The organism is Gammaproteobacteria bacterium, from assembly GCA_041395445.1.
GTDB lineage: Bacteria > Pseudomonadota > Gammaproteobacteria > Xanthomonadales > Marinicellaceae > NORP309.
This window is the reverse complement of sequence record JAWLAO010000007.1, coordinates 46,567-59,863: the sequence shown is the minus strand read 5'-3', so window position 1 is coordinate 59,863 and position 13,297 is coordinate 46,567. Positions and strand designations below refer to the sequence as shown.

The window sequence follows — 13,297 nt, the reverse complement described above, 5'->3', positions numbered from 1 at the left end:
GATTTTTATGTGTATAATTGGTAGTATCGCAAAGAAACATATAGTTAAAGATTAAATACTTATTGTAACTTGTTGTAATTATTAACATTTAGATATGAACAGAACCTTTTTCAAAATATGCACTCTATCTGCTCTTGCATTGCTGGGCAATGGTGCTGCTTATGCTGAAAATAGCTCAATAATATTAGTTAATGACACAACAGAATCCTCTCTTGAAAAACAAGTACAATATAACCCTATAGGTTCTTTCACGAGAAAAGACAACACTTCAGATTGGATTAAAACCAAAGTCACTCAGGCCGACAAGAGTTTTCAAGTTTTAAACAATGAAGATGTTTTATTGAATAATGAAATATCATTCGCATGGAATTTTAGAGATAAAGTCAGTTTAAGCCTGAATGTGTTTGATAATTATCTGGTATCAAATGAGCCTGGTCGTGGTTCTGATTCCTTCAATCCTGTCAACTCTAAATCTCTTTACTTTCCAGGTTTGAATAAATCCTTGAATATTAGCCAAAATGGTTTAAATCTTTCCTCAGATCTTAACCGGAATTTTTCAGGCTACAAACTGGGTATTTCATCTGAACTGGGATTAGGTGACGAGTATAAATTAAACCTGAACTTTGATTACGGACAAATAGATGGTGCTGATTCCATTGGCTTCAATAACGAAGAAGTCACAACCACATCATTCGGTTTCGGTATCAGAAACAATAAATTTGGAGCATCAGTCAATACCGATTTTTTTGTTGAAGATGATACTGAAAACTTTATGGAAAACTCAAGATTAGGTTTTGAACTCGACTGGCACTTTTCCGATGAAACCACAATCTCTCTCGGGTCTAAAAAAAGATTTAATAAAGATTCATCAAGCAACAATTCCTCGTCATTCGAAAGCATGACAGGAAACGTGCAGTACATCAAATTCCAGCACAATTTATAACATTTTCAATTTTCCCATAGTGATTGCTTGCTGCATTTGCTATAGTTCGATTTTTAACCAAAAGTATATTAGAAGATGCTAATTCATAAATTTGGAGGCACATCGTTAGCCAATTCCGAGAGACTGCAAACTGTTGCAAACATCATTTTAGAATCATCAAAAAACAGCAAAACAGCTGTTGTACTCTCCGCAATGGGTAAAACAACTGACGAGTTAATTTCAATTATCGAAATGGCTAAGTGTGGTGATGACTGGAAGCATCATTTGCAGATATTAGAAAACAATCACCAACAAACACTCGTTCAACTCAATTGTGCCTGTGCATTGGAAGCCCAAAGACAACTAACTAGCATCAATTATCTGTTTAGAGAAGCCGAAGCCAAGTTACAAGGAATTGAGCTGCTTCAGCAATGTCCCGACAATATTTACGCTTGGCTAGTCACGCTAGGTGAGCAATTGTCAATTGCGATTATGTATTCATTGCTGTTTTCACAAGGATTAAAAGTTGAAATCATAGATGCCAGAGAATGCATAAAAACTGGTAATGATATTTTTAAAGGCGATGTTGATATTGAAAAAACAAAAGTCAATTTGTCAAAACGCAAAGACACTCAAGCAGACGTATTATTGATGCCTGGATTCACTGCATCGGATCAATACGGACAGCCGACCACTCTTGGCAGGAATGGCTCGGACTATTCATCAGCACTTCTTGCAATTGCGTTAAATGCCGAAAATTGCCAGATATGGACCGATGTTGACGGTGTTTTCAATGCCAATCCCAACGAGATTGAATCTGCATACCTGATACCGCAACTCAGTTATCACGAAGCCATGGAGCTTTCCTATTTCGGAGCCAGCGTATTGCATCCGAAAACCATCACGCCATTGATGCAAGCGAATATTCCCTGCACTATTCGCAACACTTTTAATGTAGATTGTCAAGGAACACTCATTAGCCACCAATCACACCAAACACAAAATTTTGCGACTGCTATTTCAAGTTTACATAACATCACTATGGTGACTGTGAGTGGTCCGGGAATGAAAGGCATGGTCGGCATGGCAGCACGAGTTTTTGATGCGATGTCCGAACAAAATATCAGTATTGTCTTGATTACCCAGTCTTCCTCAGAATATTCAATCAGTTTTTGTATTGATACTCAATCCAAAGACAAAGCCCAGTCATGTCTGCAAAAGGCTTTTGAACTTGAAATCAAAAACAACATGCTGGAGCCAATCAATTTCAGAGACAACCTTTCGGTAATAACCTTGATTTCCGACAACATGAAAAAACGCCGTGGCACAGCCGCTCAATTTTTTCAGTCTCTCGCCGTTGCCAACGTCAACATTGTAGCCATTGCGCAAGGCTCCAATGAACGCTCGATTTCCGCAGTGATTGAAGAAAATCGCACCCAACGAGCTTTAAATAGCTGTCACCAATTATTTTTTAATTCGGTTCAACAAGTCGAAATCATTCTCGTCGGTTGCGGATTAGTTGGCGAAGCGTTCCTGAAACAAATTGAGAAGCAACATGAGTATCTGCAAAAACAAAACATTAATATCAAAGTCTGCGGAATTGTCAATTCCAAAGGAGCTTTACTCGATGGCACAGGAATTGACATTGCCAATTACAGAGAGCTGATGAAAACCGATTTGCAAGATATAAGCAGAGAGAAACTGAAAACTTTCAGACAGCAAACAAACATGATTAATCCAATCATTGTTGACTGCACATCATCTGAAAGCGTTGCCTCTGCTTACCTTGACTTCTTTAAAGCCGGTTATCATGTCGTAGCCGCCAATAAAAAAGCGAACACTTTAGACTACTCTTATTACATAAAACTCAAAAATACAGCTCTTAAAACGAATCGTCAGTTTAATTACGAAACCAATGTCGGTGCTGGGTTGCCGGTTATTGATACGTTCAGAAATTTGCTTCGTGCCGGTGATAAGTTGATTAAGTTTGAAGGAATTTTATCCGGATCGATGTCTTATATCTTCGGCAAACTGGATGAAGGCATGTCATTATCAGAGGCCGTTACCAAAGCAAAAGAAAAAGGCTTCACCGAACCTGATCCCAGAGATGACTTATCCGGGATGGATATCGCCCGTAAAGTTCTGATTATTGCCAGAGAAGCCGGACTCAATCTGGAACTGGAAAATGTTAATGTGGAATCATTATTGACCGATGAGCTCAATGCTTGCAAAACCACCGATGAGTTTATGCAAAAGCTGCCGTCTTTAGATGAATCTATCAACCAACTCACCCAAGAAGCCGCACAAGATAATTGTGTACTAAGATATATTGGTATTGTAGATGGAGAAAATTGCTCGGTAAAAATTGTCAAAGTCTCTGCTGATTCTGCTCTTTATGCGGTAAAAGATGGTGAGAATGCCATTTCATTCTACAGCCATTATTACCAGCCGATTCCGATGGTTCTGCGTGGATATGGTGCCGGTGCTAATGTCACAGCGGCAGGAATTTTTGCAGATGTTATGAAAATCCTGCCGGCAAAAAGCAGTTTTGTTTAAACTTCAAAACTGCTTTCAACCATTCTGAATTGATACTATTTGCGTAATTTTTTCGACTTTTGCAACATACGTTCAATAATTGAATGCAGAATCACTTCCATAGCCAGCTGCATCTTTCCTCCGGGAACGACAATCGTATTACGTCTTGACATATACGAATCTTTCAACATGGATTGTAAATAGTGAAAATCTATTTTTAGTGCTACAGAATCTTTAAAACGAACTACAACTTTTGATTCATCACTGGTCGGTATATCTCTAGATATAAAAGGATTTGAGGTATCAACTAATGGAATTCTCTGGAAATTAATATCAGTTTGTGAAAACTGCGGAGTGATGACATTGACATAGTCCCTCATTCTTCTCAAAATGGTATCCGTTACTTCTTCGGGTTTATAACCTCTTTGAGCTGTATCACGGTGAATTTTTTGAATCCATTCCAAATTCACAATGGGAACAACACCGATTTTTAAATCTGCATATTTAGCAATATCAATTCCGTGCTTATCATTCACAACCGCTCCGTGGAGTCCTTCATAAAGCATCAAATCGCTTCCCTCACCGGCATCCTCCCAAGGCGTGAACTCACCCGGATTTTGCCCATAGGGAGCAGCTTCCTGTTCAGAGTGCAAATAAAAACGTCGTTTACACACACCATTTTCACCGTAGGTCTTAAACATATTTTCCAAATCTTTCAGAATATTTGCCTCAAAACCAAAGTGACTAAAGTTCCGCTTTTCCTTTTGAGCCTGCTGAACTTTCTTCTTCATGGTTACACGATCATAACGATGAAAAGAATCACCCTCAACCACAACAGGATTGATATTCTGTCTGTGAAAAATATGTTCAAATGCAGATTTAACCGTGGTTGTACCTGCTCCTGAAGAACCGGTAACAGCGATAATCGGATGTTTTTTAGACATGATTCTCTCCTAAAATATTTATTAATTGATTGAGATTCACTTCAGCGAGACTGTTTGTGACAAGTTCAGCTTTGGAGAAATCCTGATTTTGTGTGTATAAATTTGTGGTGATGATTGTTTTGATTCCGGCATTCACCGCCGATTCAAGTCCCGCTTCTGAATCTTCAATGGCAATACAATCGTCCGCTCTTAAATTGAGATTATTCAAAGCATGCAAATAAATATCCGGAGCCGGTTTCTTATTCGGAACAATGTCTCCGGCTGCTATTTCTGAAAACATTTTTTTTGAGTCTTTACCTAAAGTTGCATGCAACAAAGTAGTGACATTAACCGGTGTGGTGGTGGTTGAAATTGCCACTTTGATATTGTTTTGCAGAGCTTGTTCAATCAACTCTTTCACTCCACTTCGTAAAGGAATTTTCCCGTACTGAAGCAGTTCAACATAATGTTTGGTTTTACAAGCATGCAAATTCTTGATTTGTTCATCTGATAAAACCTGCTTTTTAAGAAAATCAGTTTGGTAATAGTTGATGCGTTCTTTGCCACCTGTAATTTTAAGAAGTCTTCCATATAACTCCTCATCCCAGTTCCAATTCAATCCTTTTTCCTCAAATGCCAGATTAAAGGCAACCCGATGACCATTACGTTCGGTATCAGCCATCGTTCCGTCCACATCAAAAATTATGCATTTGAGTTTCATAATAAAGTCTCCGGGTAGTGGGCTTAAGCCCACCAATGAAATCATTTATTATTTCTAAAGGTTGGCTAAAGCCAACTACCCAACACAACTAACCTTTATACCTTTCAGCCATATCATCCATGGAAATCGGTTTGATTTTGGAGGCATTTCCGGCAGAACCAAAAGCCTCAAAACGATTGATACACACATCACGCATCGCATCTGTTGCTTTTCTAAAGAATTTACGAGGATCAAAGTTTGATGGATTTTCATATAAAAACTTACGAATTGCACCGGTTGATGCCAAACGCAAATCGGTATCAATATTGACTTTTCTCACACCATGTTTAATGCCTTCCTGAACTTCTTCAACCGGAACACCGTAGGTTTCAGGGATTTCGCCACCAAATTCATTAATAACTTTCAACCATTCCTGAGGAACAGCGGAAGAGCCATGCATCACCAAATGCGTGTTTGGAATCGCTTGATGAATTTCTTTAATTCTTTGTATCGATAAAATATCGCCGGTCGGTGGCTTGGAGAATTTATAAGCTCCATGAGAAGTTCCACAAGCAATTGCCAGAGCGTCCACATTTGTTTTTTCAACGAAATCTTTCGCTTCATTCGGATCGGTTAACAACTGCTCCATTGATAGCTTTCCTTCCGCTCCCGAACCATCTTCCTCAGCCGCCATGCCGGTTTCTAAAGAACCCAAAACACCTAATTCGCCTTCGACAGAGGCTCCGCAAGCGTGAGCCATATCAACAACTTTACGCGTCACTTCAACATTGTATTCATAATCAGAAGGTGTTTTCATATCTTCTTTCAAAGAACCATCCATCATCACCGATGTAAAGCCCAAATACAGCGATTGTTGGCAAACTGCCGGTGATGCACCATGATCCTGATGCAGAACAATTGGAATATCCGGCCATTGTTGAACCGCAGATTGCACCAAACCTTTGATGAAAGCCGGCCCTGCATATTTTCTGGCTCCGGCTGAACCTTGTAGAATTACAGGAGAGTTTGTGATCGCAGCTGCTTCCATAATTGCATGGATTTGCTCCATGTTGTTCACATTAAACGCCGGCATTCCATAACCTTTCTCTGCCGCATGATCCAATAATTGTCTTAATGAAATTAATGCCATTGTTACTCTCCCATAGTTTGTTTGACTGCTTTCACCACATTTTCAACGGTGAAACCAAATTCTTTAAATAACTGAGCTCCCGGAGCGGATTCTCCGAATGTATTCTGACTCACAACAGAACCATTCAAACCCACATATTTGTACCAGAAATCACCATGTCCAGCTTCCACAGCGACTCTTATCGTGACTGATGCCGGTAAGACGCTTTCTTTATATTCCTGATCCTGTTTATCAAAAATATTAGTGCAAGGCATGGAAACCACACGAACCTTATCGCCTATTTGTTCGGCTGCCTGCATTGCCAAACCAACTTCAGACCCGGTTGCTATGATAATTACCTCTGGCGTTCCAATTGAATCTTTTAAAACATAACCACCTTTCGAAATATTAGTGACTTGTTCGTCTGTTCTTTCTTGTTTATCGGTATTTTGTCGGGTGAATGTCAGACAAGTCGGACCATCGGCTTTTTCAAGGCCTGATTTCCACGCTGCAACTGATTCCACTGCATCACAAGGACGCCATACATCCATATTCGGAATGAGACGTAAGGTTGAGGTTTGTTCAACAGGCTGATGAGTCGGACCATCTTCACCGACACCAATCGAATCATGAGTATAAACAAACAAACCACGAATCTTCATCAACGCCGCCATGCGAAGCGCATTTCTGGCGTATTCAGAAAACATCAAAAATGTTGCACCATAAGGCATCAAGCCACCATGCAGCATCATGCCATTCATCATTGCTGTCATGCCGAATTCACGCACACCATAAGATAAGTAGTTGCCACTGAAATCAAGTTCTCCATCATTGCAGGCTTTGGATTGCGACCAGAATGTGTTATTCGATGGTGTTAAATCCGCAGAACCACCAAACAAACCGGGAACCAGAGGACCTAGTGCTTCCAGAGCATATTTGGAGGCTTTTCGAGTTGGCATTGCCGGAGCTTCAGCTTGTGCTTTTTTAATCTCTGCTTGTGCTTTTGATTCGAAATCATCCGGTAATTCACCTTTCATTCTTAATGCAAATTCGGCGGATTTTTCAGGGAATTTTTTAGAATATTTTGCGAATTTTTTATTCCATTTCTTCTCCGCTTTGGCTCCTGATTCAACGGCATTCCAGCCGTCATAAACATCTTGCGGAATTTCAAAAGCCGGAGATTCCCAGCCCAATGCTTTGCGAGTCAATGCAATCTCTTCATCACCAAGTGGCGCACCATGACAATCATGCGAGCCTGCTTTATTCGGAGCTCCTTTTCCAATAATTGTTTTTGCACAAATGATGGATGGCTTGTCTTTAACTCTTCTGGCTTTCTTAATTGCCTTTTTGATGGACTTGGAATCATGTCCGTCAATTTTTTGCACATGCCAACCATAAGCCTTAAATCGTTTTGCCGTATCATCGGTGAACCAACCATCCACTTCACCATCGATAGAAATATTGTTATCATCATAAACAGCAATCAACTTGCCTAATTTCAACGTCCCTGCCAATGAACAAGCCTCATGCGAAATCCCTTCCATCAAACACCCATCACCCAAAAACACATAAGTAAAGTGATTAACAATATCCAATTTGTCCTGATTGAATTCTTCCGCCAATAGTTTCTCAGCTAGAGCCATACCGACCGCATTAGTAATCCCTTGACCTAATGGCCCGGTTGTTGTTTCTACACCCGGCGTGTAACCGTATTCCGGATGTCCCGGAGTTTTGGAATGAAGTTGACGGAAATTTTTGATGTCATCCATACTTAAATCATAGCCTGTCAGATGCAGCAAGGAATACATCAGCATCGAGCCATGTCCGTTGGACAAAACGAAACGATCCCGGTCGAACCATTTCGGATTCTTCGGATTGTGTTTCATGAAATCGTTGTATAATACTTCGGCCAAATCCGCCATGCCCATAGGAGCACCCGGATGACCAGAATTTGCTTTTTGAATCGCATCCATAGATAAAACGCGGATGGCGTTAGCAAGAGTGGTTCTGTTCGTCATGATTTGTAACTCTTTTGAAATTTCTGAGCCCATATTATAGCAGGACAAAGATAAACAAAAGTCACTAATATTTATATCAAATATAAGATTTGCTTATGAATAAACACTCCGTCATCCTGAGCAAAAAGCAAAGGATCTCTTAAATCAATGCAGAATCTTCCTTGCATCACTCCTTAGAATAACAAACCTTTGAAGCTATTTGAATAATTGGGTAGTGGACTTCAGTCCACGAAAAATAGATTGGCTAAAGCCAACTAACCGACTAAACTAAAATCGACTTTCAAACCACATAAACAAAAAGGACCAAAATCCTTGGTCCTTATTTGTTTCTTGAAGCTTTGCTTCTCTCTTCGGCGTTTGGCTTTGTTCGTTTTGTCATGAACTCCGCCTTTGCGCATAATGGCAAGTCTTGCGACTGTGTTTCTGACTTTTTTCATAGTTTTCTCCTTTTTTGTCAATGGCCTTGGAGTCTATAACATTCGTATAGATTTGACCGAAACCCGACCTTTGTTAATTTGTTAAAATTATCAGGCATAAAAAAAGCCTGAAAAACATAATGCAATTCAGGCTTTTATCTCTATCTGAAAGGCATTATCCATAAACTGCCTTCCAAAAAAATTGAATTTTCGAAGGCTTAGCTGTTGTTATCTCGTTGTAGTTGTTTCATTGTTTTTCCTCCGAATCAGGATGTTATTTATCACTGCAACATGCAATGATTTCAAAAGTGTTGCGCATTCTAAACCAATTATTTATTAAATTTCAAGGAATATTTAGTTAAGTCATTAATCAATGAGGTCACAGAATCAACGACTCTGAACCCATTGGTTACACAGTCGTCATTCCGCGAAGGCGGGAATCCAGCAGATAATGTTACTTTTCTTTACTCGTGTAAAGCAAAGCCAGCAAAAGAAAACACGACCCGACATTCCGGCCGGCGGCTTCCTTCGATACTCAAAATATTCGGCGCTTCATAAACTCGCTTCGCTCAGACAGTATGTAGCTTATTTCCGAATATTTCTGTGCGTCTTAGCGAAATGGAAGGGGTATAAAAGAACACCGTCATACGAAGCGAAGTGGACGAATTAATACATTAATTAGGTTTTTTATTCGATTTTAAATAGTTTCTCATTTTTGAATAGAAATGTAATTCCATGTTCTGGATCCCATGTTGTCTCGAAAGAAATACTAAGGTCTATATATTCATTAGATAACCAAATATTTGGCTTACTTAATAACTTCCATATTTCTTCCGAGTTAGAAATTTTTGGCACTTTTTCGTCAGCTTCTTCATTGCTGCCCCATGCTTGATGAAATTTTTCTATCTTTGAGTTTTGTTTTCGCTGTTTATTATTGGTATCACTGTTTTAGCGAAATTTGAGGTAATGAGAACTGTTTTATCTTTGTAGATGGTCGCAGTATTTTGCCTTCATCAACCAGATGTTTTAACCATTTATCGAGTGCTGTCTTGCTAATGATTTCTAACTCAGGAAAGTATTCATCCAGCTGTGTCTTATCAATTAAATTATTGGGCTTTTGTTTAATCAAAACAGATAGTTTTTCATAAAAAAGGTCAATCAGACTCATTGTATGAATGTTAGAAAGGTCTGAACATTTTTTGGTTGATCCTTCAGTATTATTTTCGTTTGGAGCAGCTTCGATTCCTAAATTTTTATCTTGCTCAGTCTCATCAAAATCTACTGCTTTTTCGGTATTTAATGCTTTGTTATCAGTAGATTCTGTGGTATTAAACTCTGCTATTGTTTGGTTTCCCCATAGCTCAGATTGTTGTTCAATCATTTGACTTGGTTCTTGTGACTTATCTTTAACTGGCATAGCCAATACACTGCTCTGTAAACTCGATTGGCTATTTTGAGAAATTTCAGGAACATCTTTATTAGATACAGAAACCTCTTTTGATTGCTCTATCTCTTGTCCTTTTATCAGATTTGAAATTTGTTCATTATTCAATTCAAGTGATAAAGGAAGAGGCTTGGCGTGACCTTTCGTTAGACCGACACCTGATAACAGTGCATTGTTTCCAGCTTGGAGAGGATGTTGATGAGTTGAAACCAAAGTTGGTACCCACTCTTTTTTTAGGTTTTCTTTAGCTCCTTCCCAAGTTCCACCTTTCTCACCCGATATAACGACAACCGTGGCCGTAGACAGCAAGTATATATATTTATTTCTCGCCATTGCGTTGGCTGGAGTAAATCTAGATTCTGGAAAAAATGGGCTAATTAGAACTAACTTGTTATTTTTTAGGTGCTGTCGCCAATTGCTTGAGGCACTGGCTCTAAACAAGCTGTCTGCCATTATTCCAGTGGCTTGATTATTATTCTCCAACGATGCGAGCATGGCGCAAGTGTCTACCTTTAGCTGCACTGATACAACTTGAAAACCAAGCCTGTTTATTTTTTTCAACATACATTGTTTGTTGCTTGTTTATCGTCAATGGTGCAATCTCTTGAGCCAACAAATCCTATTGATTTTTTCATCAGTAACTCACTGTTACCGACACCAAATAAAAGAGCTGGACTTTGATGTTTTAACTGTTTTCTGAAGGACTGAGGATAATGCGAATGCTGCCTGTCCAAGATCCAAACTCCAGCACTCTGCCACTTATCTAATGCTAAACCTAGGCTTTGCACCTCTGTTTAATAAGTGCTGGATTCGCTCAAACGTAATATTAGATATAGTTTTATCTAATCTTTTAAAATCAATGATTTTCTTTGCTTCAATATGGCTTGATTGATTATTCCATAACACCCTTTTCATCATTGAACGTAGCATCATTAAGCAAACTTTCTGGCTTAAAATTATTTCGATACAACCAATAAGAGAAATATCCATATTCATTTATTGAAAATATTTTATATTCTTTAACTTCATTAGCGTTAAAGTGACTTGTTAGTAGCAATTTTTGCTTTAATGTTTTCACTTATCATTAATTTATCTTCTTATCAAATTTAGTCATACTAGTCATTTTTACTCGTACTAGTTAATGCAATTGGTATCCCTTTAGGCGCGCCATTCTTTCGCAAAAGTGCTCCTGCAATAGTGAATGTCCACCGTGAGTCAACAGCATCATCGAGAAGCCATACAGGAGCTACATAACCCTGAGATGTGTCTATCCCAAAAGCACCATCCAAATTTTTACTTGAAAAAAACTGTTTTCCCATAGTTTTTTGGGGGCCTTATGTCTGCCACGAATAATGTATCTTTACATTCAACGTCAGTTTAGAACGCTATATGTGCAAAACTCTTACGAGATTGGGATGCCTTGATGATGGAATATAAGTTAGCCATGTAGGTCGAACTTCATAACTCAAGCTGTTTATCATCTTTACCATTGGCGGAATCAAATTATCACTAAAGTAGCCTTGCTTTTTACCTTGTGCAACGATATCGCCCCCAGCCCCCATCCTTCCATGAAGAGAGTGCTAAGCCTGAGTCAATTTTGAGGTTATCATTTCGATAAGGTAATTGATAATCAGAGAAAAGCTTTTCTTGCGTTGTTTCCTGAACTTGCAAACCTAGCTCTAGGGTTTATTTTGATATACCTATGTCGCAAATAATCGTTAGCTTGCAACACTAAAATCATGCTTTATATCTTCAGATAGTTTTGATTCTGGTTTGCAATTCTACTTCGCCGCACGGTTCACAATCGGGATCATCTAATTCATCTGATAAATACTGCATCAAGCAGCCATTGTGCTGATGATATTGGTTTAAGCTTTCCCATTCTCCTTGTTTAATTGAGTTTAATCTCTCAATCTTTTTCTTTAGGTAATTGATAATCAAATTGCGTCCTAAAATACAGGTTACCATCCTTTAAAATTGGTGAAGGATATTCGATCATTAAGAATTTAATTATTTCTTTAATTGTACCTAGCGAAAAGTTCACTTCTGGTTCTAAATCGGTCAACCGACATCCATCTTTTGTTCGATTACTTCTAGCTGGTTAATTTGGTGTTCTTTTGGAAAAGCACTTTCAATAAAATATTGTGAATACGGGCATCTTCTTGCCCCAGCATCATAACGCCTATGGCCTTGTCTATACCACGTCCTGCACGGCCAACTTGTTGATAATACTCAACAACGTTTCCAGGCGATTGATAATGTATTACAAAACTTAGATCTGGTTTATCGAATCCCATACCCAATGCAGAGGTTGCGACTAGCGCTTTATTTTGTTATTGATCAATGCTATTTCTAAATCAGCCTTAGCTTTATCTGAATCTATTTGGCTATGATACGCATGGGCATTTATTCCTTGCTTTTGAAAAAAACCTGCGACTATTTCACAATCTTTAGTGGTTTTCGCATAGACAATTCCTGTACCTTCAATACGAGGTAGGTGTTGTCAGCTAACCATGCTAAGCGTTCAGATTTATTGCTAATCCTAATATTATGAAGTTCTAAACTCTTTCGGGTTATTATGCGTTCCCCTGATTTTACTTTTAAAAATTTTTCATATTTTATTTTCTCTAGTTTACGTTTTTACCGGATTATGGAAGTTCAATAATCAAAAATATCAGCTTGATCTGGTTTGTAGTTTTAGATTTACTTCATAACACCATAAACTACCAACAGCACTCATTGAGCAAATAACATTGTTATCAAATAAAAATTTATAGTCATGGCTGTCAGAGTAAAATCTTTGATTTCCCTTTGCCAAACATCAACAATTTTTGACTCATTGACCAACCCACTACACAAAGATAACAGCCCGTGTGATGTATTAATTTGCAAAGATTTTGTTGACGAGGTTGTTTTTTGGATAGCCATTTTTTGCGGGATATTTGATTTGACTTCAAAGCCTGCCGATTGGGACTACAAGAATAACCAAATTTTTCTGTCATCCTTGGCGAACGATAATGATTTTTTTCCCAGCAAATGGTATTGTCCGCTTGTTTGCAGGCATATTTTTAATCATTGGATATATCGCAAGATTTACCTCTTAAACACTGCTTTAAAAAATCACTGATTCGGCCATTTTCGAACGACAATCACATTCAGCGAGTTCAAGTTCACTCAGGGAAACACTTTGATAGGATAATTTAAAATTCT

Annotated in this window: 9 protein-coding genes; 2 read left to right on the top strand and 7 right to left on the bottom strand. The window is 38.5% G+C overall.

What is annotated here, in order from left to right; translation table 11 throughout:
• Positions 1-94 precede the first annotated feature (94 nt).
• Together R3F25_11450 and thrA are read left to right on the top strand one after the other, a co-directional pair.
• Positions 95-943 (top strand): hypothetical protein, encoded by an 849-nt coding sequence (locus R3F25_11450; protein ID MEZ5497420.1) that lies wholly within the window; start codon positions 95-97, stop codon positions 941-943.
• Positions 944-1,018: 75 nt separating this feature from the next.
• Positions 1,019-3,478, top strand: a complete 2,460-nt coding sequence (gene thrA, locus R3F25_11445; protein MEZ5497419.1) for a bifunctional aspartate kinase/homoserine dehydrogenase I — start codon at positions 1,019-1,021, stop codon at positions 3,476-3,478.
• Between the two features lie 35 nt (positions 3,479-3,513).
• On the opposite strand, the gene R3F25_11440 is transcribed toward thrA, so the two are convergent.
• From R3F25_11440 to R3F25_11410, 7 genes are all read right to left on the bottom strand, one after another.
• Positions 3,514-4,401 carry a phosphoribulokinase gene (locus R3F25_11440; GenBank protein MEZ5497418.1) on the bottom strand — a complete coding sequence of 296 codons (888 nt, stop codon included), beginning with the start codon at positions 4,399-4,401 and terminating at the stop codon, positions 3,514-3,516.
• Positions 4,394-5,146 carry an HAD-IA family hydrolase gene (locus tag R3F25_11435; protein MEZ5497417.1) on the bottom strand — a complete coding sequence of 251 codons (753 nt, stop codon included), beginning with the start codon at positions 5,144-5,146 and terminating at the stop codon, positions 4,394-4,396. Before R3F25_11435 ends, R3F25_11440 begins: the two co-directional genes overlap by 8 nt.
• Before the next feature lie 43 nt (positions 5,147-5,189).
• Entirely contained in the window at positions 5,190-6,230 is a 1,041-nt protein-coding gene (fba, locus tag R3F25_11430; protein ID MEZ5497416.1) for a class II fructose-bisphosphate aldolase, read from the bottom strand.
• Between the two features lie 2 nt (positions 6,231-6,232).
• Entirely contained in the window at positions 6,233-8,227 is a 1,995-nt protein-coding gene (gene tkt / locus R3F25_11425) for a transketolase (protein MEZ5497415.1), read from the bottom strand.
• A gap of 254 nt (positions 8,228-8,481) precedes the next feature.
• Positions 8,482-8,664, bottom strand: a complete 183-nt coding sequence (locus R3F25_11420; protein MEZ5497414.1) for a hypothetical protein — start codon at positions 8,662-8,664, stop codon at positions 8,482-8,484.
• 919 nt (positions 8,665-9,583) lie between these two features.
• Complete coding sequence (locus tag R3F25_11415; GenBank protein ID MEZ5497413.1) at positions 9,584-10,651, bottom strand: DNA-processing protein DprA; 1,068 nt, start codon at positions 10,649-10,651, stop codon at positions 9,584-9,586.
• A 1,529-nt stretch (positions 10,652-12,180) separates the two neighbouring features.
• Positions 12,181-12,384 carry a helicase-related protein gene (locus tag R3F25_11410; GenBank protein MEZ5497412.1) on the bottom strand — a complete coding sequence of 68 codons (204 nt, stop codon included), beginning with the start codon at positions 12,382-12,384 and terminating at the stop codon, positions 12,181-12,183.
• Positions 12,385-13,297: the final 913 nt, after the last annotated feature.

Bases quoted from the DNA above. Each gene is read 5' to 3' on its own strand.
- R3F25_11415 (MEZ5497413.1), bottom strand. From the start codon at position 10,651: ATGTTGAAAAAAATAAACAGGCTTGGTTTTCAAGTTGTATCAGTGCAG.
- R3F25_11435 (MEZ5497417.1), bottom strand. From the start codon at position 5,146: ATGATTTCATTGGTGGGCTTAAGCCCACTACCCGGAGACTTTATTATG.
- R3F25_11440 (MEZ5497418.1), bottom strand. From the start codon at position 4,401: ATGTCTAAAAAACATCCGATTATCGCTGTTACCGGTTCTTCAGGAGCA.
- fba (MEZ5497416.1), bottom strand. From the start codon at position 6,230: ATGGCATTAATTTCATTAAGACAATTATTGGATCATGCGGCAGAGAAA.
- tkt (MEZ5497415.1), bottom strand. From the start codon at position 8,227: ATGACGAACAGAACCACTCTTGCTAACGCCATCCGCGTTTTATCTATG.
- R3F25_11450 (MEZ5497420.1), top strand. From the start codon at position 95: ATGAACAGAACCTTTTTCAAAATATGCACTCTATCTGCTCTTGCATTG.
- thrA (MEZ5497419.1), top strand. From the start codon at position 1,019: ATGCTAATTCATAAATTTGGAGGCACATCGTTAGCCAATTCCGAGAGA.
- R3F25_11410 (MEZ5497412.1), bottom strand. From the start codon at position 12,384: ATGGGATTCGATAAACCAGATCTAAGTTTTGTAATACATTATCAATCG.
- R3F25_11420 (MEZ5497414.1), bottom strand. From the start codon at position 8,664: ATGAAAAAAGTCAGAAACACAGTCGCAAGACTTGCCATTATGCGCAAA.